Annotated in this window: 24 protein-coding genes; 11 read left to right on the plus strand and 13 right to left on the minus strand. The window is 43.0% G+C overall.

The genetic code is table 11. The annotated features are described in order from the left end of the window. Window positions 1-80 precede the first annotated feature (80 nt). Window positions 81-1295: a GGDEF domain-containing response regulator gene (locus tag M9194_RS12220; protein ID WP_250612928.1), complete on the plus strand. Its 1215-nt coding sequence runs from the start codon at window positions 81-83 to the stop codon at window positions 1293-1295. A gap of 17 nt (window positions 1296-1312) precedes the next feature. Here the strand turns inward: M9194_RS12220 and nqrM are convergent, their stop codons facing one another. The 9 genes from nqrM to M9194_RS12265 all read right to left on the minus strand — a co-directional run bounded on the left by nqrM (window position 1313) and on the right by M9194_RS12265 (window position 9266). After that, the gene (nqrM, locus tag M9194_RS12225) at window positions 1313-1546 is read right to left on the minus strand and encodes a (Na+)-NQR maturation NqrM (protein ID WP_250612929.1); all 234 of its coding nucleotides are present in this window, start codon (window positions 1544-1546) and stop codon (window positions 1313-1315) included. A gap of 10 nt (window positions 1547-1556) precedes the next feature. Further along, window positions 1557-2618: an FAD:protein FMN transferase gene (locus M9194_RS12230; RefSeq protein WP_250612930.1), complete on the minus strand. Its 1062-nt coding sequence runs from the start codon at window positions 2616-2618 to the stop codon at window positions 1557-1559. Between the two features lie 75 nt (window positions 2619-2693). Then, complete coding sequence (gene nqrF, locus M9194_RS12235; protein ID WP_250612931.1) at window positions 2694-3920, minus strand: NADH:ubiquinone reductase (Na(+)-transporting) subunit F; 1227 nt, start codon at window positions 3918-3920, stop codon at window positions 2694-2696. Window positions 3921-3953: 33 nt separating this feature from the next. Further along, a complete protein-coding gene (nqrE, locus tag M9194_RS12240; protein WP_250612932.1) occupies window positions 3954-4550 on the minus strand; it encodes an NADH:ubiquinone reductase (Na(+)-transporting) subunit E in 597 nt (198 codons plus the stop codon). An 8-nt stretch (window positions 4551-4558) separates the two neighbouring features. Further along, complete coding sequence (locus M9194_RS12245) at window positions 4559-5191, minus strand: NADH:ubiquinone reductase (Na(+)-transporting) subunit D (RefSeq protein ID WP_250612933.1); 633 nt, start codon at window positions 5189-5191, stop codon at window positions 4559-4561. Then, a complete protein-coding gene (locus tag M9194_RS12250) occupies window positions 5184-5957 on the minus strand; it encodes a Na(+)-translocating NADH-quinone reductase subunit C (RefSeq protein WP_250612934.1) in 774 nt (257 codons plus the stop codon). Before M9194_RS12250 ends, M9194_RS12245 begins: the two co-directional genes overlap by 8 nt. After that, window positions 5944-7191: an NADH:ubiquinone reductase (Na(+)-transporting) subunit B gene (locus tag M9194_RS12255; RefSeq protein WP_250612935.1), complete on the minus strand. Its 1248-nt coding sequence runs from the start codon at window positions 7189-7191 to the stop codon at window positions 5944-5946. Before M9194_RS12255 ends, M9194_RS12250 begins: the two co-directional genes overlap by 14 nt. Window positions 7192-7196: 5 nt before the next feature. Continuing rightward, on the minus strand, window positions 7197-8537 hold the full coding sequence (locus M9194_RS12260) for a Na(+)-translocating NADH-quinone reductase subunit A (protein WP_250612936.1): 1341 nt from the start codon (window positions 8535-8537) through the stop codon (window positions 7197-7199). A gap of 417 nt (window positions 8538-8954) precedes the next feature. Next, complete coding sequence (locus M9194_RS12265) at window positions 8955-9266, minus strand: BolA family protein (protein WP_250612937.1); 312 nt, start codon at window positions 9264-9266, stop codon at window positions 8955-8957. Between the two features lie 143 nt (window positions 9267-9409). On the opposite strand from M9194_RS12265, the gene M9194_RS12270 reads away from it, so the two are divergent. The 8 genes from M9194_RS12270 to csdA all read left to right on the plus strand — a co-directional run bounded on the left by M9194_RS12270 (window position 9410) and on the right by csdA (window position 17248). Further along, window positions 9410-10540 carry a methyltransferase gene (locus M9194_RS12270; protein WP_250612938.1) on the plus strand — a complete coding sequence of 377 codons (1131 nt, stop codon included), beginning with the start codon at window positions 9410-9412 and terminating at the stop codon, window positions 10538-10540. Between the two features lie 93 nt (window positions 10541-10633). Beyond that, window positions 10634-11206 (plus strand): YajG family lipoprotein, encoded by a 573-nt coding sequence (locus M9194_RS12275; RefSeq protein WP_250612939.1) that lies wholly within the window; start codon window positions 10634-10636, stop codon window positions 11204-11206. Continuing rightward, entirely contained in the window at window positions 11203-11751 is a 549-nt protein-coding gene (locus M9194_RS12280) for a peptidylprolyl isomerase (protein WP_250612940.1), read from the plus strand. The genes M9194_RS12275 and M9194_RS12280 overlap by 4 nt, the downstream gene beginning before the upstream one ends. A 181-nt stretch (window positions 11752-11932) precedes the next feature. After that, window positions 11933-13327, plus strand: a complete 1395-nt coding sequence (locus M9194_RS12285; RefSeq protein ID WP_250612941.1) for an AmpG family muropeptide MFS transporter — start codon at window positions 11933-11935, stop codon at window positions 13325-13327. 306 nt (window positions 13328-13633) lie between these two features. After that, window positions 13634-14434 carry a nucleoside-specific channel-forming Tsx family protein gene (locus M9194_RS12290; protein WP_250612942.1) on the plus strand — a complete coding sequence of 267 codons (801 nt, stop codon included), beginning with the start codon at window positions 13634-13636 and terminating at the stop codon, window positions 14432-14434. Between the two features lie 117 nt (window positions 14435-14551). Then, window positions 14552-15445: a 2-dehydropantoate 2-reductase gene (gene panE / locus M9194_RS12295; protein ID WP_250612943.1), complete on the plus strand. Its 894-nt coding sequence runs from the start codon at window positions 14552-14554 to the stop codon at window positions 15443-15445. Beyond that, a complete protein-coding gene (locus tag M9194_RS12300; RefSeq protein WP_250612944.1) occupies window positions 15438-16037 on the plus strand; it encodes a DJ-1 family glyoxalase III in 600 nt (199 codons plus the stop codon). Before panE ends, M9194_RS12300 begins: the two co-directional genes overlap by 8 nt. Further along, window positions 16034-17248, plus strand: a complete 1215-nt coding sequence (gene csdA / locus M9194_RS12305) for a cysteine desulfurase CsdA (RefSeq protein WP_250612945.1) — start codon at window positions 16034-16036, stop codon at window positions 17246-17248. The genes M9194_RS12300 and csdA overlap by 4 nt, the downstream gene beginning before the upstream one ends. Window positions 17249-17303: 55 nt before the next feature. Here csdA and M9194_RS12310 read toward each other — a convergent pair whose 3' ends face one another. Then, window positions 17304-18821 carry a CoA transferase gene (locus tag M9194_RS12310; RefSeq protein ID WP_250612946.1) on the minus strand — a complete coding sequence of 506 codons (1518 nt, stop codon included), beginning with the start codon at window positions 18819-18821 and terminating at the stop codon, window positions 17304-17306. 269 nt (window positions 18822-19090) lie between these two features. Between M9194_RS12310 and M9194_RS12315 the strand changes: the two genes are divergently transcribed. Next, the gene (locus tag M9194_RS12315) at window positions 19091-19636 is read left to right on the plus strand and encodes a hypothetical protein (protein ID WP_250612947.1); all 546 of its coding nucleotides are present in this window, start codon (window positions 19091-19093) and stop codon (window positions 19634-19636) included. Window positions 19637-19764: 128 nt separating this feature from the next. On the opposite strand, the gene M9194_RS12320 is transcribed toward M9194_RS12315, so the two are convergent. The 3 genes from M9194_RS12320 to M9194_RS12330 form a co-directional block, all read right to left on the minus strand. Next, window positions 19765-20214 carry a GNAT family N-acetyltransferase gene (locus M9194_RS12320; RefSeq protein WP_250612948.1) on the minus strand — a complete coding sequence of 150 codons (450 nt, stop codon included), beginning with the start codon at window positions 20212-20214 and terminating at the stop codon, window positions 19765-19767. A 193-nt stretch (window positions 20215-20407) separates the two neighbouring features. Next, complete coding sequence (locus M9194_RS12325) at window positions 20408-20746, minus strand: GFA family protein (protein WP_250612949.1); 339 nt, start codon at window positions 20744-20746, stop codon at window positions 20408-20410. A gap of 72 nt (window positions 20747-20818) precedes the next feature. Then, on the minus strand, window positions 20819-21712 hold the full coding sequence (locus M9194_RS12330) for a LysR family transcriptional regulator (protein ID WP_250612950.1): 894 nt from the start codon (window positions 21710-21712) through the stop codon (window positions 20819-20821). A gap of 124 nt (window positions 21713-21836) precedes the next feature. Between M9194_RS12330 and M9194_RS12335 the strand changes: the two genes are divergently transcribed. Next, window positions 21837-23057, plus strand: coding sequence for an MFS transporter (locus M9194_RS12335; protein WP_250612951.1), 1221 nt, complete (start codon window positions 21837-21839; stop codon window positions 23055-23057). The last annotated feature ends 100 nt before the right edge of the window (window positions 23058-23157 follow it).

The following is a 23157-nucleotide window of genomic DNA, read 5'->3' on the forward strand; positions in this document are numbered from 1 at the left end:
TTAAAGCGAAACACGGTAAGGTACAAAGGTTACTCTCAATTCTTGATTAAAGCTGATGAAATGGAATTTAGGACACTACTTTGAAAAATAGAATTTTACTCGTGGAAGATAGTCGAGCCCTGAGGAATTTTCTGTATCAACAGTTAACTTCTTTAGGATGTGAGGTTGTCAGCTCGTCTTCGGTATCCGAAACGGAGAAAATCCTAGCTGAGGATAAAGGGTTTGTGTGTGCGGTGCTAGATTACTGCTTACCGGATGGAGAGAATGGAGAAGTCATTGATCTGGTCTTAGAAAGCAAGCTAAAGGTCGTGGTGCTCACTTCATATTTTAATGGTGAGATTCGTGATCACTTTTTATCCAAAGGCGTATTGGAGTACATCCTTAAAGACAGCATGTGTTCGGTTTCTTATTTAATTCCTTTTATTAAACGAATTATGAATAATGTCAGTCACCACGCTTTGGTCGTGGATGACTCATTTACCATGAGACAAAACATCATCAGACTACTTGATCATCAATATATACGTACAACTCAAGCAATTGATGGACAAGACGCGATTGAAAAACTTGCCGAAAATCCAGATGTCACATTTATCATTACTGACTACGCCATGCCAAAAATGGACGGAGTAGAGATGGTGAAAGAGGTCCGGCAGCTTTATAACCAAAATCAACTAGCCATATTAGGCCTTTCCGCTAGCTCTGATCGAACCTTAACCGCCCAATTTCTCAAAGCAGGCGCAAACGACTTCCTGTATAAGCCTTTCAATCAAGAAGAATTTTACTGCCGAGTTCACCAAATGCTGAACATGAAAGAAGCCACGGATGAGCTATATAAAATGGCCAACCAAGATGTGCTGACTGGTTTATGGAATCGGCGCTACCTATTTGAACATGATGGCGAGCACTGTGGGGATAGAAACATTGCTATGCTCGATATCGATTTCTTTAAAAAGGTCAATGATACCTACGGTCATAACGCAGGAGATCTCGTTTTAGTTGAAGTCGCCAATGTGATTAAACAGAACTTTAAAGATGGGATTACTGTAAGGTTTGGTGGCGAGGAGTTTTGTATATTACAACATGGTGAGTTTGACAATTTTATCCACCGACTCGAAGCGATGCGAGAGCAAATCGAAAAAGTTAGCGTGCCCTATGATGATAACTGCCTACAAGTCACCATCAGCATTGGCGCAACCAATACTAATGGTAACTTAGACCAGCAAATTACACTTGCCGATGAGAAGCTTTATTATGCCAAAGAAAACGGGCGAAATAGAGTCGCTTACGACTAGCCGCTAACCGTAAATATCTACAAAATTTTATCTTTTTCCCATTCTGCTAGTTTCGCAGCTCTCGCCGCTTCTCTAGCCTCACGCTTTTTTCTCGCATCGCAGGGCTCTGGGCAATTACAAACTTTTTCAATACCCACCGCGCCTAGACCACCACAACTGCCACTGACCGTTTTGCGCTGCACGATATAACCGATAGCCATGCCAGCAATCACTAGCAAAAATATAGCAAATGTTATCAAAAATACTTCCACATGTGCCTCTCTACTGTTTCTTCACGAATTGCTCAAACGTGTTAGAAGGATACTCCGCAAAGCCCTTGTCTGTTTTGACGATAAGTAACAGCGGAATCTTATGTTGGTTCGCTAATGCTATCGACTCTTTCTCTCCCATAATAGAAAACATAGTAGCGTAAGCATCGGCGGTCATGCAATTATCATCAATAACAGTAACAGAGACGACATGGTTTTGAATAGGGCGACCAGTTTTAGGATTGATAAGGTGAGAAAAACGTTTACCGTTTTCTTCAAAGTAATTTCTGTAATCACCTGATGTAGCGATCGCTTTATTTCCTACCTCAATAACCTGTTGCACGGTTCTTTGATCAGCTAGCGGTTTTTCAATTGCAATCCGCCAAGGCACACCAGACTGGTTTTCCCCTTGTACACGTATTTCGCCACCAATATCCACCATCAAGTTGTTAATATGTAAACTGTCTTTTAGGTAATCAAAAACAAAGTCCACACCATAACCTTTAGCAATAGAGGATAAATCCACATATAAGTGTGAAATATCTTTGGAAAGCCTATAATCGGGCATCACCTTTAGATGCTCATAACCCACCTCGGACAACCTTTGATGGATGAGCTTATCACTCGGAATTTGCTCTGGCCTTGCCTCGGGGCCGAAGCTCCATAAATTCACTAGAGGTCCAATAGTGACATCGTACACACCATCACTAAGCTTAGATATCCTGAGCGCTTCTTGTACCACTTTTGCCGTTGCGGCTGATACTTGGAAAGGCGTATCCGATTGAAACTGATTAAATCGGCTTAACTCTGAATCAGGCCGATAGGTTGACATCTGGTCATTGACAAGCTCGAGCCGTTCTTCCACCTGCTGACGTATAACTTCAGGGCTTGGTAGGCCTGCTTGGTTAACCCATTTTATTGAATAGTAGGTGCCCATTGTGGTTCCGCTGATCGAAACCAGCTCGCGCTGCTGTCCGCACCCAAAAAGTAGCAGAGCCGATAACCCTAACACTATGAGTTTTAGTGCGGTGATTGAAGAGTTCACGGAGGTTGCGTATCGTCTTATCCTAATCATATTTACTTCATCAATTGCCAGTAAAAAATAAGGCTGCCTGTTGGCAGCCTCGGATGTTATCTAGTGACCCAATCATTAACCGCCGAAGTCATCTAAGAGAATGTTTTCATCCTCTACCCCTAAGTCTTTCAGCATGCCAATTACTGCAGCATTCATCATTGGTGGACCACACATATAATATTCGCAATCTTCTGGAGACTCGTGATCTCTCAAATAGTTCTCATACAAGACATTGTGAATAAAGCCAGTATAACCTTCCCAATTATCTTCAGGCATCGGGTCGGAAAGCGCGCAGTACCAATTGAAGTTGTCATTTTCTGCTTGCAGGCCATCAAAATCTTCCACGTAGAACATTTCCCGTTTAGAGCGAGCACCATACCAAAAAGACATCTTGCGTTTTGAGTTCAATCGTTTTAGCTGATCGAAGATATGAGAGCGCATTGGTGCCATGCCAGCACCACCACCGACAAACACCATCTCAGCATCGGTATCTTTGGCAAAGAACTCACCAAATGGGCCAGAGATGGTACATTTATCACCTTCTTTCAATGACCAAATATAGGAAGACATAATACCTGGTGGCACATCTGGGTTATTTGGTGGAGGCGTTGCTATACGGACATTGAGCATAATGATGCCCTCTTCTTCCGGATAGTTTGCCATCGAATAAGCGCGAATCGTTTCATCGTTAACTTTCGACTCGTAACGGAACAAATTGAACTTAGTCCAATCCTCGCGATATTCCTCGGGCACATCGAAATCCGCGTATTTAACATGGTGAGACGGCGCCTCAATTTGGATGTAGCCACCAGCACGAAACGGCACGGACTCTCCGTCAGGAATTTGCAGTTTAAGTTCCTTGATGAATGTCGCCTTGTTATCGTTAGAAATAACCGTACATTCCCACTTTTTAACGCCAAAAATCTCTTCTGGAAGCTCGATTTCCATGTCTGCTTTAACAGCAACTTGGCACGCTAATCGCTCACCTTCGCGCGCCTCACCTTTGGTAATGTGATCAAGTTCCGTGGGTAAAATATCACCACCACCAGATTTCACTTTTACTTTACATTGACCACATGAGCCACCACCACCACATGCTGAGGATACAAAGACTCCAGATCCAGCTAAAGCACCAAGTAACTTGTCACCAGGGGCGGTTATGATCGACTTATCATCGTCTCCATTAATTGCAATGGTGATGTCACCTGTCGGTACCAGTTTGGACTTAGCAAACAAAATCACTAACACCAATACCAGTACGATCAGGGTAAACATCACTACACCAAGAAGAATACTCTCCATTGACTAATCCTTTATTGTTGCGGTTTACCCGACTTACAGTTGAACACCAGAGAAAGACATAAAACCTAACGCCATCAGACCCACAGAGATGAACGTGATACCTAAGCCACGTAATCCAGGGGGAACGTCAGAATACTTCATCTTCTCGCGAATGCCCGCAAGAGCAACAATGGCTAAAAGCCAGCCCACCCCAGAACCAAAGCCATATACTACTGATTCTGCGAAATTGTAATCGCGCTGCACCATAAACGACACACCACCAAAGATGGCACAGTTCACGGTAATCAAGGGCAGGAAAATACCCAATGCGTTGTAAAGTGGTGGGAAAAAGCGGTCCAAAATCATCTCTAAGATTTGAACCAGAGCAGCGATAACACCAATGAAGGTGATGAAGTTAAGGAAGCTTAAATCAACACCTTGAATCAAGGCGTTTTCCTTAAGAACATGGTTGTAAACCAGCTCGTTCACTGGAACGGCAAGTGTTAATACCACGGTCACCGCTACCCCAAGACCAAACGCGGTTTTTACTTTCTTGGATACGGCTAAGAAGGTACACATTCCCAAGAAAAACGCCAGTGCCATATTTTCTATGAATATGGATTTAACCAATAAGCTAATATAATGTTCCATGGCGATTATTACTCCTTAGCTTCAACTTGTTCTGGTTTAAACGTACGGATACCCCAGATAAGGAAACCGATTAGGAAAAACGCGGAAGGTGCTAATAGCATTAGGCCATTTGGTTCGTACCAGCCACCATTTTTAGTTAAAGGCAGTACTTCCATACCAAACAACTTACCGGAACCCAATAGCTCACGGAAGAAACCAACGGTTAACAAAACGAATCCATACCCCAGTCCGTTTGCAATACCATCTAAGAACGACGGCATCGGTGGAGACTTCATCGCAAATGCTTCAGCTCGGCCCATAACGATACAGTTTGTAATAATCAAACCAACGAAAACCGACAACTGCTTAGAGATTTCAAACAAGAAGGCTTTTAACACTTCGTCGACCACGATAACCAAAGACGCGATGATCGCCATTTGGACGATAATACGCACACTATTTGGAATGTGATGACGAATTAAAGAAACGAACAGGTTTGAAAACGCCGTTACGAAACATACCGCAACCGTCATTACAAATGCCGTCTCTAGCTTTGTCGTCACCGCTAGGGCTGAACAAACCCCAAGTACCTGTAGTGCAATTGGATTGTTGTCTAAGATTGGAGAAAGCAAACTCTTTCTCAATGATTGCCCACTAGCCATTATTTAGCTCTCCATTTCTCACTTTTGCTAAGAAAGGCCCATATCCCAGCTTACCAAACCAAAAGTCAAACGTATGTTGCACACCATTACTGGTCAGTGTGGCACCAGAAAGGGCATCGACGTCATGAGTTGATCCTTCAGGCGCGCCACCTTTCACCACTTCGATAGCTGGTTTAAAGTTTGAGTCATACAGTTTTTTGCCAACAAATTGCGCGCGCCAACTCGGGCTTTCAACCTCTCCACCTAACCCAGGAGTTTCCCCTTGTTGGTAGTAAGTCAGTCCAGTGATGGTATCTCCATCGGTTTTTACCGCAACAAATGCGTACATCATCGACCAAAGACCAGTACCGTTAATCGGTAGAATCACTTTGGTCACTTTACCTTCGTCTTTCACAAGATAGACGACGCCAATATTTGCGCGGCGACCAATTTTCGCGACGTCTTCTTCAGGCGTCAATTTCATGGATGTTGCAGGGTTTTTCGCCGCTTTTCTTTCATCAAAATCTGCTGCATCACCTTTAACAAACTGACCAGTGTTAAAGTCGATAAGGCGAGGTTCAATGTACTTCGCAAAAAGCTCAGGAACGGTCCCTTTTTGTTTTATACCTGCAACTTCAAGAATTTTAGTTTGTTTATCTAAAGCTGCATTTTCTATCTGTTTGCCTCGCAGCCCCACTGCTGCTACCGATACGATAATTGAGCAGACTAAGCTCAATACGATGACGACAAACAGCGTTTTTTTAATACTGTCGTTATTGCTTGCCATAGCGACCAAGTCTCCGCTTGATATTCTTTTCTATCACCACATGATCGAACAGAGGTGCAAATAAATTCGCGAATAGAATCGCCAACATCATCCCTTCTGGATATGCTGGATTGACTACCCGAATCATGACGCACATCGCTCCAATCAATATGCCGTAGGCCCACTTCCCTTTGTCTGTAAATGACGCTGACACCGGATCGGTCGCCATAAAGAACATACCAAATGCAAAGCCGCCAAGAACCAAATGCCAATACCAAGGCATGCTGAACATTGGGTTGGTGTCCGAGCCGATAACGTTAAACATGGTTGCCGCAGCTATCATGCCGATCATGACACCGAGAATGATTCTCCAAGAGGCGATGCCCAGATAGACGATAAACGCCGCACCAATCGCCAATGCCAAAGTAGACACTTCACCGATAGAGCCTGGAATATTTCCGATGAAAGCATCCATCCAAGTGATTGAATGACCAGTTACCGAATCAACCAAAGCACCGTGACCACCTTGAGACCATTGGCTTAGCGCGGTTGCGCCTGAGTATCCATCAGCTGCTGTCCAAACTAAATCGCCAGAGATTTGTGCCGGATAAGCAAAGAACAGAAATGCACGTCCTGCTAAAGCTGGGTTTAAGAAGTTGCGTCCCGTACCGCCAAAGATTTCTTTCGCGACCACGACACCAAAAGTAATACCCAATGCAGCTTGCCATAGAGGCAAAGTGGGAGGAACAATCAAGGCGAACAGGATAGAAGTGACAAAGAAGCCTTCGTTGACTTCATGCTTGCGTACCATACAAAACAGCACTTCCCAGAAGCCACCCACGATGAATACCGTGATATAGATAGGCAAAAAGTAGGTTGCACCCAGCAACATCTTACTGCCCCAGCCCGCATCGGTGGTCATTGTGCCACCTAGCATTTCGGTGAACCAATAATGCCAATCACCAGCAATAATGTCTGTTAGTTGCTGGCCTGAGTACAGGTGGTTTAGCGCTGCGATGGCTTGGCCACCAACGTTATACATTCCCCAAAACATCGCTGGGAACACCGCTAGCCACACCATGATCATGATACGTTTTAGATCAACGCTGTCTCGGACGTGTGAGCTCTTTTTTGTGATAAGACCTGGTGTATAAAATATGGTTGCGGCTGCCTCATACAAAGCAAACCACTTCTCATGTTTACCACCTGGCTCGAAGTGCGGCTCAATATCTTCAAGAAATTTTTTAAGGCCCATTACAATTATCCTTCCTTCTCTATTGTATCTAGGCAATCACGAAGCAGAGGACCATATTCGTATTTACCTGGGCACACAAAAGTACATAGTGCGAGATCTTCTTCATCCAGCTCTAAAGCCCCTAAGCGCTGAGCGCTATCCGTATCACCCGCGCACAGATCTCGAAGTAACAATGTCGGCTCCATATCCAATGGCATCACCTTTTCATAGTTGCCAATGGGTACCATGGAACGGTCACTGCCATTAGTTGACGTCGTCATGTTATACAGTTGGCCCTTGAATAAATGGCCAAGATAAGCTCGAGTCACTGAGAACTTGTTCTTGCCAGGCGTAGCCCAGCCAAGAAACTCTTTGTCTCGGCCTTCACGTAACACTGATACCTGCAGATGATAGCGGCCTAAATAAACGTGTGGGCCACAGGCATGAGTTCCTGTCAATACCGAACCAGAAATGAGTCGCACTTCCCCTTGCATCAATTCACCGTCAGTGAGTTGCTCAAGGTTTGCCCCAATTTGAGTTCGAATTAAACGAGGGTTATTGACCACTGGTCCAGCCACTGACACCACTCGCTCGGTATACAACTCACCAGTTAAAAACAACTGACCAAACGCAATCACGTCCTGATAGTTGATGCTCCATGCCACATGCTCTGCATTGACCGGATACAAGAAATGCATATGAGTGCCAGCAAGGCCTGCTGGATGAGGGCCACTAAATACATGTTCTTCTACTTTAGGGCTTGAAGAGGTTGGTAGTGTTTTGTCTGATTTGCAAACAAGCACTTTATCTTCAGTGAGAACAGAAAGAACATCCAAGCCAGCACGAAATGCCTGAGCTTGCTCGTTAATGATCAATTCTGGGTCTGCTGCAAGTGGATTGGTATCCATTGCAGTAACAAAAATTGCTTTAGTTGAGGAATCGACTGCTGGTACCTTACTAAATGGACGAGTACGCAATGCAGTCCATAGTCCGGATTCCACCAGTTGAGAAACAACGCCAGAGCGCTCTAGGTTGACGATTTGATTGTCTTCAAACTTGTCGAAAGTGACTTGCTCCTCACCAGCGATTTCAATCACAACGGATTGTAAAACGCGCCTAGCGCCACGATTTATTTCGACAACTTTACCACTTGCTGGAGAGGTAAACTTCACGCCTGGATTCTTCTTATCTTCAAAAAGAATCTGCGCTTTTTTTACTTCATCTCCAACACGGACATGCATGGTAGGACGCATACCCACATACTCTTCGCCTAGCAAGGCAACCTTATTGATGGATTTACCATCATCTATTACCTGAGAAGGAGCTCCTGCTATTGGAAGGTCCAATCCTTTTTTAATTGTAATCATACGCACTTGCACTAGTGTATAGAAAAATTTTTATAATTGCGTAATGTTAGACACGACATCAGTGTCCGGTTTCGACTTGGAGAAAGCCAAAATCGCAACATCCCATTTAAACTCCTGTCACAGACCCCATCTAGGTCTGCTAGGGGCGCTAGTCTAGCATTTTTTACAAATGGGATGCCATGACATCAAATAGAATGATTGTTCAATTTGGTGGGAATTGAGAAATAAAATACGAAGAAAGATCATAACTTTGAGCTATCGCACATAGAAAACGCGTTTACAATTTGTAATGATTTACATCGTTCGGTAAAACAGGATGGCGAATTTATAAACAAGCTGGCCATTTTTAGAGAAAACATTATTTTAACTTAATGCTAAAAAATGCTTATAAAATCACCAGCTTGGTATGGCATATTGTTACTTTTTGCCCCCCCCCATACAAGCAGGACTATCTGGAATTAATTCGCCACTTTCTTGCCACTCGGTCGGAGTATAAGCTTTGATAGACAGCGCATGTATAGCGTTGGCCAACTCATCAGACAATATTTGATTCACAGCTCGATGTCTGGCAATCAAACGCTGATTCTCAAACTGCTCACTGACAACTACCACCTTAAAATGACTTTCAGACCCTTCAGGCACATTGTGCATATAGCTCTCGTTTATCACATGCAGAACTTGGGGGGAAAAGCTTGCGGTCAACTTGCTTTCAATGACTTCTTTGATCATACGTGTTCCTTGCCTCGTCATGGACGAGATTGAGTATCAATTGATGCGACTATCATACCCCTATCGCTATCGGTGAGAAAGGTTTCGCTATATACGCCCTCTTTTGAGAGAATATGCATTAAGTAAACAATCAGCTAAATCTTATGAATACTGAGCTACAACTCTTCGAGCGCAAACTCAGCCTCTATCGCTTTCCAAAACAGGCACAAGAAACATTGCAAGCATGGGATGCGGGAGATGAGTATTTAATTAACCACGTGGAAAAGATGGCTTTGCCTACCGAAAGCCGCATTCTTATCCTAAACGATAATTTTGGCGCCCTTTCCTGCTGGTTTTCTGAAAATCATCAAGTCACCATGATGAGTGACTCATACCTATCTCACAAAGGGACGCTAAAAAACTTACAGCGCAATCAATGTAGTAAAATTGAGTTTTTACAAGCGACTGACTCCGTTCCTCAAGATACAGATATCGTGTTGTTTAAGTTACCGAAAAACAACCGAATGCTCTCTTGGCAATTGTTCCAACTCAGAACTCAACTCCGCAGTGATATACCTATCATCGCGGTCAATAAAGCCAAAGAGATTCATACCTCGACATTAACACTGTTTGAAAAATATTTGGGTGAGACTACCACCTCCCTTTCGTGGAAAAAACACCGTCTTGTTTTTGCCAAAGCGGACTCCAGTCTTACCAGCTCAGTTGATCCTATCCATCAATGGAATGTAGATGGTGAAGCGATTCAATTGAAAAATTTACCAAACGTTTACTCTGGGGACTCGTTAGATCTTGGCGCTCGCTTTATGCTAGAACACATCCCGCAAGATCCGGAACTTCGGCATATTATCGATTTGGGCTGTGGCAATGGCGTGCTATCAATAAAGGCGGGCCAATTGAATCCACAAGCGAGAATCACAAGCGTAGATGAGAGCTTTATGGCTGTGGAATCTGCCAAACAAAACTTAGCCGATAACCTAGGTGAAGATAGACAGGTGCAATGCATTGCAAACAATTGTTTGGATGGATTTAAAGAAAACAGCACCTACCTGGTGCTATGCAACCCTCCGTTTCACCAAGGGCTAGCCATCACTGACCACATAGCGTGGCAGATGTTCTGTGATGCAAAGCGGGTTCTTAATACTGGAGGACAATTAATTGTTATCGGCAATCGTCACCTCAGTTACGATGTTAAGTTAGCTAGACTATTTGGCAAAAACAATGTGAAGGTATTAGCAACAAATAAGAAATTTGTGATTTTACAAGCAACTAAATAGTTCATTATTATCTACAGCTAAGTGACCAAGGATTTGGGATTCTGGTCACTGTATGGCGAACACTTCAAAATGGGATTAAGGAAGGAAATTACCATGAGAAAACTGGCCCTCGTAGCTTCAATGGCTCTACTCAGCGCCTGTTCCGCTCCTCAACAAGAACAAATCAACTTTACACCTGAAGCCGTACACAGCAAAAATGCATTGGTTCACGGCAAAACATACAGCTTATCCAGTAAAGATATCCGATCTGCACAATATGTTGCTTTGGTTGATAGTGGCCGTTCAAGTATTGAACCCATTCATTCAAGACAAAATGTACGCATCGCGCTAGAAAACGCGCTTGCCGAACAATTCAAATCTCAAGGCTTCAACCTTTCCGTCAATAGTCCAGACTCTGTTGAGCTCGATATTCAAGAACTGTTGGTCAATGTTAAGCACTCCGTCATGAAAAATGAAATGGAAGGCAAAGTGACCTTGGTCCTTACCGTAGAGACACCAAAAGGAAAGTTGGTGAAAACTTATAATGGAACATCGAAGAAAACAGGCTTACTCAGTGCATCAAATAGCAATATCCAAGAAGTACTCAACGACTTAGTTGATCATGTACTCAAAGAAATTGCCAATGACAAAGAGCTACAAACTTACATGCAGGAAAACTTTCAATGATTAGAGCTTTTATCGCTTCACTAGCATTATTTAGCTGCTTAGCGTTTGCAGGACCCGAAGTGAAATTCGAAACCAACGTAGGCAACTTCACTGTGGAGCTAAACACAGAAAAAGCCCCGATTACGACGAAAAACTTTTTGCGTTACGTCAATGATGGAAGCTATGTCGGCAGCATTTTTCATCGTGTCATTCCTGGCTTCATGGTTCAAGGTGGTGGGTTCGATAAAGAAATGAACCGCTTAAACTCTTACCCTCCCATCAAAAACGAAGCCTCTAATGGCTTAAAGAACCTTAAAGCGACCATCGCCATGGCTCGGACGAGTGATCCTAACTCAGCAACGAGACAATTTTTTATCAATTTGGTTAACAATGATTTCTTAGATCATAGTGCGACTCAGGATGGATATGCTGTCTTTGGTAAAGTGGTGAAAGGGTTTAATGTCATTGAAGACATTGCCAAAAAACCAACCCACTCACTAGGACAGATGAGGAATGTTCCTATTCAGCCGATTGTCATCACCAATGTCACACTGTTGAAACCTTAACGTTCACGACTAAATGGCTCCAAGCGAACAAAGTGCATCTAGCGCAGCGGGAACTCGGAGCCTTTATAGAATAAACCGCACTTTGACACGGTTTATTTTGAACCAAAAGCCTTGTAAGCCTGCGCAGGTAAATTCCCACTATGCCTGTTATTAAGGATAAACGCCTTCAAAGGATCTACTCATGTCTTTACACTCTCGCTCTTCTTCGTGGGCTGAAACTCTCCGCTCCTACTGGGATAAGCGCTTACTTTGGGTCTTCATGCTTGGCTGCTCTAGTGGCTTCCCATGGGTGCTGATTGGCTCCAACATGTCTGGCTGGTTAAAAGACTCTGGTTTAACCCGCACTGCTATCGGTTATTTTGGCAGTGTCTTTGTCGTCTATGCCATCAACTTTCTCTGGGCACCTCTGGTTGATAGGGTAAAAATCCCTTTGCTTTATCGCCTGTTAGGACAACGAAGAAGCTGGATATTGTTGTGTCAGTTTATCGTACTCATATTGACGCTATACATTGCTGGCGTGGATCCTGCCAAAAGCCTAATGCTGACTTCCATGCTCGCACTAGGTATTGCGACCGCCTCAGCCACGCAAGATATAGCTGTCGATGCGTTTAGGATAGATACCTTCCCAAAATCGGATTCTGAAAAGCTTCCCCAGGCTTCCGCAATGGCCGTGATCGGTTGGTGGACAGGTTACTCACTGCCTGGCTATCTTGCGTTTATCAACGCCGATTCCATAGGCTGGAATGGGGTATATTACGGGATGGCAGGCATCGTAGTCATACTCATGATATTTACCTTACTCACACGAGAGCCAAAAACCCACCGTGATGCCCTTCAGCACAAGGCTGAGCTCGAACACATTGAAGTGGTCGGCTCTCCAATGGCTGCATGGATTACCGTGACCGTCGTTGAACCGTTCCTCGATTTCTTCCGACGCAACGGTGTTCGGGTAGCCATCACGTTATTGCTATTCGTATTTCTATTCAAAATTGGCGAAGCCTTCTTGGGTAGAATGTCCATTCCATTTTATAAAGACGTAGGCTTTACCAACGAACAAATTGGTGAGTACTCTAAGTTAATTGGTTGGGGTGCGACGGTTCTCTTTACCATTATTGGCAGTATGATCAATGTCAGGTTTGGTATCATTCGTGGGCTCATGATTGGTGGTATCGCCATGTCAGCAAGCAACCTGATGTTTTCCTGGATTGCGCACGTCGGCCCAAATGTGCATGTATTTCTTGCCACCATTATTGTTGACAACTTTACCAGTGCCTTTGCAACCATTGCATTTGTTTCCTTCTTAACCGTGCTAACTGGTCAGGCGTTTTCAGCCACTCAGTACGCTCTATTGGCGTCACTTGGAAACTTAGGACGAACGACATTATCGTCATTTAGTGGCGCTCTTGCAGACTACCTAAACAACTGGTCAATGTTCTTCATCCTAACCGCAGTCATGGTCATCCCAAGTCTCATTATGCTGTACTCTCTCAGACATTATTTCGATGACATTCTTAATAAGTCGAAAGAAAAAGAAACACAAGAAAATGAGCTGGAAGCAAAAAACTCTGAAAGCTAACACAGTATGCTAACCCGCCTTCCCAAGCACTGTCCCACCAATTGATGATAAAAGTGCTTGGGCCTCTCTCGCCCCAAAAATTGCGCATTTAGACACTATAAAACCAAGCTCACTTCATTTTTCAATTTCAATAAAAGTTCCACTCAAAAGAATAAAAATGTGACATAAATCACGCACCAAGTTCAAATAATCACATCTTGTTACTTTTAATTGAGAGCTTCGCCGCTATCATTCATCGCTCACAAATTAACTAAGGCGCAACCATAAGCGTCATTTATAGACAAACATATAGAGAGTTTCCCCTTTATGCGTAAGATACTTTTAGCTCTTAGCCTATTTGCAGTGGTTTCGGCACCCACCTTCGCCGCAGACTATTCAGACGGTAATATCCACAAAAACGACTACAAATGGATGCAATTCAACTTAATGGGTGCATTCAATGAAAAACCAGGCAACAACAGCCACGACTATGGCGAAATGGAATTTGGCGGTCGCTCCGGTCTATTTGACTTGTATGGCTATGTCGACGTTTTCAACCTTCTAAGCAACCCAAGCAGTGACAAAGAAGATCAGGACAAAATCTTTATGAAATTTGCTCCTCGTCTATCTTTAGATGCGCTAACGGGTAAAGATCTGTCTTTTGGTCCAGTGAAAGAATTGTACATTGCGTCTTTGATGGAATGGGACGGTGGTAACGTAACCACTAATCCAAATGAAACCAACAGCCAAAAAATTGGTTTAGGTTCAGATGTGATGGTTCCTTGGTTAGGTAAAATTGGCTTGAACTTCTATAAGACCTACGATGCGACGAAGAAAGCATGGAACGGCTATCAGATTTCAACGAACTGGTTTAAACCTTTCTATACCTTTGCTAATGGCACATTCCTAGCGTACCAAGGCTACATAGATTACCAAGTAGGTATGAAAAGTCAGTACTCTACCTCTAGCAACGGCGGTGCTATGTTCAATGGCTTCTACTGGCATTCACAACGCTATGCCGTTGGTTATGGTCTAAAACTGTATAAAGATGTATATGGTATTAAAGATACCCCTGGGTTCCGCTCTTCAGGTGTTGCAAACTACATTTCTCTATCTTATAAGTTCTAACTTTTAGACCAAGAGCTTACAACAGTGAAAATGGTGCCAAATGGCACCATTTTTTGGTTTGATTTCCCTTCAATAGTGATTAATCTTGGCTCAACGATCAGCAAAAGGCTTTAAACAATGAATATTGTCGTAGTGGGCGCTGGAGCCATAGGCTCTCTTTGGGCCATTCACTTAAAACAAGCAGGACACCAAGTCGGTGTTTGGAGTCGCTCAAACGAATCGACTATCGAAATTCAGCTCGATGATGATAAACCACTCTCATTTCGTAACCGCAACACGGATGATCTCAATCACGCTGATTTAGTGCTTATCACCGTCAAAGCTTGGCAGGTAGAACAAGCCATCTACCCAATCCTTTCTCATCTACATCAGGATTGTATACTCATGTTCATGCACAATGGGATGGGAGCTGTCGACAAATGTTACCCAAGCTTTGAGCATCACCCTGTGCTGTTAGCAACAACCGCGCACGGCGCGTTTCGACCCAGTCCACATCGAGTCAATCATACCGGTAAAAGCACCACCCAAGTCGGTGCATTCAATGACAAAGCCATGCAATGTGAGTTTATTGCCGATGTGTTTAATGATGCCTTGCCCACTGTGAGCTGGAGTAGCAATATCAAACAAGCTCTGTGGTATAAACTGGTGGTTAACTGCGCGATAAATCCACTAACTGGCATCGAAATGTGTCAAAATGGACAGCTTTCAGGCGAGCAATATCAGTCTAAAATCCAAGGTATTATTGCAGAATGCATCCATGTGATGCAGGCTGAAGATATTGAGGTCGATGAAAGAGAGCTGACTGATAGGGTTCATCAGGTAATTAAGGCCACCGCACAGAACTACTCGTCCATGCAGCAAGATATCTTCTACAATCGAAAAACTGAGATTGATTATATTACTGGCTACGTTTTACAGCTGGCTAAACAATATCACCTTGATGTGCCCGTAAATCTCAGCCTTTATCAAAAAATTAAAGCCAAAGAACGGCATGAGGATCAAAATGTCTAAAAGAGTGTTAGTGCCTATCGCCTCTGGCACCGAAGAGATGGAAGCCGTCACAGTGATCGATATGATGGTTCGAGCGGGTTATGAAGTCACTGTTGCGAGTGCGGATTTCAACGGCGACTTAACAGTCGAAGCGTCGCGTGGCGTAACCTTAACCGCCGATTGCTTGCTTGTCGATATCGCAGACGACGAGTTCGATGCTGTCATTCTGTCAGGCGGTATAGGTGGCGCTGAAACATTCCGTGACAGCGCCCTACTAGTGGAAATCGTCAAACAACAAAAATACGATGGCCGCTTGGTTGCCGCAATATGTGCCGCCCCCGCTGTGGTACTGCAGCATCATAACTTATTCCCCGATGCCATCATGACATGCCATCCAAGTTTCCACGATCAGATTGATAACGACAAACTGAGAGTAAAACGCGTCACCTTTGATATCCACGATAACCTAATAACCAGCCAAGGGCCCGGAACCGCATTAGAGTTCGCGATGGAAATTATCATCAAGCTTTCTGGTAAAGCGCACGCATGGAGTGTTGCTGAGCCGATGGTCACCTTACCCACTCTGCATTACAACAAATTAGGTGAACAATGAGATTCGACGTCAATGAAATAAGAGCTCAGTTCCCGGCCTTAAAACAATTGGTAAATGGGCAACCACTGGTCTATTTAGATAGCACAGCTACCACTCAAAAACCACAAGTTGTGATTGATACCATTAGCCACTATTACCAGCAGCAAAACGCCAATGTTCATCGAGGAAGCCATTCATTAACCGCAAACGCAACCAACCAATTTGAATCTGCCAGACAAACTGTTGCTGATTTTATTGGCGCAGAATCTAATAAAGAGATTATTTGGACACGCGGCGCGACAGAAGCATTAAACCTCATTGCGCAAACCTATGCACGTAGTGTACTTAGCGAGAACGATGAAATTTTGGTGAGCGAAATGGAACATCACGCTAATATCGTTCCATGGCAAATCGTGGCTGAACAAACTGGCGCTAAGATCGTTAAAATACCGATGACGCAAAACTTTACCCTATCGCTCGAGGCTCTCGAAGAAAAGTTATCTCAGCGTACAAAAATCGTCGCACTTACCCAAATGAGCAATGTCCATGGCCATAAGCCAGCACTCAAATCTTTTATTGACTCAGCTCACCAAGCTGGTGCCACCGTTGTTGTTGATGGCGCGCAAGGTGTTGTGCATGAGAAAGTTCAGGTCACCGAGCTAGATGCAGATTTCTATGTGTTTTCTGGACACAAGCTCTACGCACCAACGGGTATTGGTGTTTTGTATGGTAAATATGAGTTACTCGACGCGATGCCACCGTGGCATGGCGGTGGAAAAATGGTGGAAAAAGTATCATTTTCTGGCACCTCTTATTCTTCAGTCCCAGGAAAATTCGAGGCAGGCACACCCAACACCGCTGGCGCTATCGCTCTAGCTGAAGCCGTAAAATGGTACAGCCAATACACGCTGCAAGATAAAGAGCAACACTTACGCTTGCTACAATCCACAACCTATGACAGCTTGTCGCGAATGGAAGATGTTTCTGTCATTGGCTATCAAGCCAACTCAAATATCATTTCGTTCACCGTAGATGGTGTTCATCATCAAGATATTGCCACCCTATTGGATAAGCAGGGTATTGCCGTCCGGTCTGGACACCACTGCGCTCACCCATTTATGGAAGCGGCGAATATCGTAGGAACAGTCAGAGTGTCATTTGGTATATATAACACATTAGAAGATGTCGAGCGGTTTATTGATGCCTTAGAAAAAGCAATGGATATGCTTTAGGTATTACGTGAAATAAATCAAGCAACTCATAATCGAGTTGCTTGATTGGGTTAGCCTAGTAAATTTTAACCCCTGGTACGTATTGGGCAGAAATACCAAACTTGCCTAGTTCTAATCCTGAATAGTTATCTAAATTTTGAAGGGGTTTTTCTTCAATATCTTGATAACCAATCACTGGCTCAAACTCAATATTAGGATCATGGTAGCCTTGAATCGTTAGCCCTCGATTCGCCTGAGTCGGTGTTTTTTCCAGTCTATATGCTGGACGAATTCGTGTAATTGGCCCTAAGGTTGAGTCCTGTTCAAACACATAATTGAAATAATCTTCTTGCGAAATAGGCTTCGCTTCTTGCACCTGAGTCGTTGAATCATAAGCCCCCATCAGAATACTGGATGTTTTAGCCAACGATGCGTAGGACTCGACAAAACCGGCTTGAGCTCCGACTTGCTTAAGGAGAGATTGCACCACGTTGAGCGCACACATTAATCCAGTACCGACATCATTGACCAGATAAGGAAATACTTTTCTCTCTCCACATTCTTTGTGCCAAACATCAGCAACCCCAGCAACACATTGGCCGTTTTGCTCCCAACCTCGATTAAATTTCCATGGACCATCTGGGCCAAATGCATTGATTTCGGCATAGATAAGGTTTGGATTCAACATGCGAAGAGCTTGTTTCGACAAACCAACTGAAGACAAAGCATCATGGTGGTAACCGAAAATGAGTACGTCTGCTTGGGCAATCAGTGATTTTAGCTTCTTAAGACCGAACTCAGTTTTATAGTCTAGGAATATATGCCTTTTTCCCCAACCATTTAATACTTGCATCGACAATAACTGAGGAAAGTGCGGATGGCGGACAGAAATAACGTCAGCACCATTTTCTGCCAATACTCTTCCAGCCGTGGCTCCAGCAACTACATGGGTCAGGTCTAAGACTTTGATGCCTTCAAGCGGGCGATATTTTGCCGTAGGATAAGTTTTGCTTCCGGTGGATTGCTCTCGAATATCCAACAATTTTCGCTGACTAATCGCATCATACATCGGCGTATTTTGCCATTCTTGGTAGCTTCTCACTTTATAGCCACACTGCCCATGCTCCGTTGAGAACTGCTCTATTTGCTCACTGGTGTATTTACCTATCGCCTTACGAATAGCATCAGAGTTATGAGCGCAGTTAAAGAATTTGGCACTGTCGTCTCTTAAATGTAGAAATTCATTGGCGAAGAACACCAGCTGATCATCTGCAGTCTCATAAAAATCACACCATGGTGAGTTGGCCTCAAGGTTACTAATAGGCTGGCCGTATCGGTGCTCTAAAAACACACCTAACGTATCAAAGGCGGCGTTTCTCTCGTCAACTTCAACACCTTGATCGTCAAGGCCTCTATATCGACCAAATTCTCGCACGCTGTGTCCAAGTAGGCCATTTAGCGCAGAGAGTAAGTCACCTGCGGGTAACTGTGTCGACACAATAGGTGAGCCCTCCACCCATTTAATCTGTTCATATGGGCTTTGAATACCTAGGTCATCAGAAAACATGTCAACGATTTGTTTTACTTGTTTCATAGTCATAATCCCCTTGAAGTTCTGCTAAAACTTATTGATGGGATTTATCGTAAGGCGAGCTATCAATAATATGAAATGACTAATTTTGATTGGATTGATAAGATTATTGAATCAACGATCTTCGTCCTTCAATAAGCTTTCTGCCACCACTCCAAACAATACGTCCCCCTACTTGATCTCTGCAATATTTCTTCTAGTTTTATATTTTCAGGTTAGAAAACGTATTAACCATTTAAATTTTAAAGTGTTATTAGATTAGGAGATAAGTGATGTCATGCTTTTTAAGCTGCTTTGGATGTTCAAAAGAAACCGAAGAGGAAGATGATTACAATACTGGCATTTCTTCAACACAACAGAATGTAGATTCGATATCGTTAAAATCTTATGCCCATATTGGCGCCTATGGGCTCAGTGATTCTGTCGGTACTCATATGAGTAAAATATGCTATCCAGATGTTATCACTTGCATCACCATTACGATTAACGATGGCAGTAAACTGTATGGTATCCATCTCAATGTGAATACCTACGACTATATTTACGAACAGGTCTTCACTGAACTTGCGAAAATAACCAAAGCCATCAAAAACAAAGATCTTTACGTTCTTATCGTCGGTAACCTTAAAGATGGTGAAATTACTTCTATCCTTGCCAAAATGAGGAAAAAGTGCAAAAACTTGGCTGCGATAGTAGAAGAAGTAACAAGCTGTCTAGGCGACAAAGTGACCCTTGATATTGTAAAAGAGCAAGTCACCGGCACAATCGTAGTAGAAAGAGACGTAGATAAGAAAAAATTAAAATACTCAAAGAGCTAGAGTTTGCCATCGCTGAATTCGAGAGTGGATGCCAATCGATATGTACTTTGACGTTTTTGACAGTGCATGGCCTAGTGGTAAAAAACTAGGCCCTAGTGGCATTGAAGCTATTTGAGCAACTTTTATTATCAACGTTTGATCTCCATAGACATGGGGATGAACCGAATACCACTAAGCTCCTCCTCCGAGCTAGTAGCGACAAACCCGTTGGATTGGTAAAATTGTTGAGCATTGACTGATGATTTCAGAGCAATCAAATACTTGTCTGACGTAGATATAAGCTTACTCAACAATTGGGTACCTAAACCTTTCCGCTGATGCTCTTTTTTGATAAACAATTGCGTTATATACCCAGCCTTACTGATCGCTCCAAAGCCAATTATACAGCCACTATCTTCAATTTTAATGCATGTAAAATCATCACTTTCTAGAACAGATTTAGTATCTGAAACTACATTCTTGTAAAAGGCTTCTTGTCCTTGGCTATTGAGTGAAGGAAGTATATCTATTCTCGATACATTGATTATAAGCTCAACCACTGCGTCCATATCAGATAACTTAGAATTTATAAAATTCATTGCCTATACACCACTCCATTCGTACAATTCTACTGACGTGATAACTATTTGACCCAGTCTCCTATACCCGAGGCACTATTGAAATCCAATCAAATAGGAGATAGGACGAACGATGATTAAGAACGCTTAATAGCTATCACGCAATTCAAACTAGATAAATCTATCACCAAATCTTCATTTTTGTTCTGGTAAATTAGTACGATGCTCCGTTTATCTTACGGACTGCAATACTTGAAAGCACTTCGCTTTCAGCCATTCTCATATTTACTGCCAGGATATCTTCTGAACATTTCTCCGTTGTAACGTAGTGGGTTAAACAACCGCATGAGTTGCAACGGTGAAACTTTACTTCTTTGTCACCCCAACTGTAGAAAACGGTCTGCTCCTTTATGACTATTTGCACCTGTTCAGGCGAAAAATATGCCCACAACGCAGCATAACGGCGGCAAATAGAGCAGTTACATTCACCAACCTCTTCAGGCGATGAGCTAAGCTCTAGGCTGACACTTCCGCAGTGGCATTCCAATTTCATACAATAGCTCCAAGCTGTTTTGATTGTGAGCAGTCAAAGTAAAGCCAGTCAGACTCTCGAGGCATACTCCATTTAAATAAGCTCACGCACTTTATCTTTCAGTATCGCTAAAAATCGATTGGTTTCTTCGCTCAAGACTTTGTTTTTATGATAGAAATAACTATAGCTTGCGTTTAAATTCAGCTTACCAGTATTCAGCACACATAACCGCTTTGATTCAATCCCTTCTTTAATGGTGTAGCTTGGCAGTAAAGCAATTCCTATTCCGGCATAGACAGCCTTGATAAGTGCGTTTCTACCGCGGATCTTGATTCGTGTATTGTCATCGGATATGTATTGCGACTTAAACTCTTCCATGTTTTCTTTGAACGACTCAGAGGTTTCAATTTCGATAAAGCATTCATTTTGAATGTCCGCTGGCGTCACTTTCTTTTTCTCTCTTAATCGATGCTCGTAGCAAGCTGTCAAGCAAAGTTCGGTTTCAAACAACACCTCTTTAACGTAGTCCCCTTCAAGTTTCGAGTTGGCTGATATACACAAATCAAACCGATTTGAAGCGATAACCTTATCGATTTTACTATTGGAAACCACTTCAATATTCACTTTTGCTTCGGGCTCGACTTTAAAAAACTCGATCACCGCTTCCATGGTTAAGTCCTCGAGGCCGGGAATCACGGCTAGAGAAAATTGTTTATCGCGAGATATGTTTTGCTTGATGTTGGTCTTCATCACATCAAGCTGCCCGAGTACCGCTTCTACTTCACTCAACATACTTCGGCCTTGATCCGTCAGCTGGATTTGCTTGCCGAACTTTTCAAACAAAGCAAAACCAACCGTCTCTTCCAACAATTGAATGTTTCTAGTGACCGCAGGTTGTGTGATGAATAAAGCCTCAGCGGCTCGATGATAATTAAGATATTCCGCAACTATTTGAAAAGTTTTCAATTGCTTGAAAGTGAAGTTCATAGCCCACCCAAATGATAAAAATTTGTTATCACATTGATGATAACAAACTATTTTTCATTATCAAAAAAGGTTATTAGTCTAATGCGTTATATAACAAAGCAAATTTTAAAGATTGGGGATCATTATGAAAGCGGACAAACGGTTTATTTATACCATTTACGCAATATTTTTCATTGCTTACTTAACATTGAGTTCAACAGCGCCGATTGTGTTGATGATCAGTCAGAAAAGTCATATGTCGATGACGGATTTACAGTTAGGCGTTTCGCTACTGTTTTTCTTCTTTTCGGTATCCTCTATTGTACTTGGGCCTGTGTCAGACTTTCTCGGCAGACGATACGTTTTGTTGATTGCCCAAAGCGTGAGCTTGATAGGTTTAATTGTTTGTGCGTTCAGTGATTCCTTTTACACCTTTGCTTTTGGCTTAGTGATTATTGGGTTAGGTACTGGTGCATTTTCTGTGGTATCACGTTCAATCGTTAACCATGCAATCAAAGATCACCATCTTCTATTTAAGGCATACACCACATTTTCAGTGTTAGTGATTGCAGGTCCTATCGTTGCGACAAAAATGTCGATTGAAATGGCTCAACATATGAACTGGCACCTTATCTATGGAGCATTAGCAATCCTAGTTGTTTTACTACTGCTCAGCACATATTTGAATGCTCATGAGCCCGATGAACATTTCACTCCGAGCCGAGTACATGTGAAAGGCATTACAGAACAGTTCTTATACTGTGCAAAGAATGTGCTGTTTATGAAAAACGCTATCTTGGTTGGTCTGTTCTTCTCTATTGTACTCGGCTTGTTCCTCGGGTTTGGTCCAGAAGTATTTATCAAACACTTCCATGTATCTACCAATGAATACGCGAATATCGCCTTGTTCATCTGTGCGTCTTACTTCGTCGGAAATATGATTTCAAAGCATGTTGGTTCAAGAATGGTGAAACGTCACTTAAAGTTTGTTGCTTTCGCACTTGTCGCGGTATCGACGCTAATACTTAATACCCACATGACGTTGGACTACACCATTGGCACTTTCATCGCTATCGGTATTGGCGCCGGTATGTTAGGCCCTATGGGTACTCATGGCGGAATGAAAGTACTGGATAAACACTTTGGTACCGCAGCTGCTATGTTCACCGCTCTTTTCTCTATCTTCTCAGCAGTGTGGTCTTACCTACACGCAGTACTCGATATGAATGCCTTGACACTTATCAGCATGATTCTTTGGTTCATCGTCATCGTTTGTACTGTCTTTGAGCTTGTCAAACCTGACAGAGAAACAAAGTCTGAACAACAAAGCAAAGTGAAGTCACCTCGCATCCAAAAGGCTGCGTAAAACAAGAATAACTCTTACTATACTACCCTCAATCTAATAAAAAGCCTGCTTCGGAAACCATTCCTTAGCAGGCTTTTCATTACTTTTTAATTACTAATGT

This window comes from Vibrio sinus, assembly GCF_023634645.1.
Classification (GTDB): domain Bacteria; phylum Pseudomonadota; class Gammaproteobacteria; order Enterobacterales; family Vibrionaceae; genus Vibrio; species Vibrio sinus.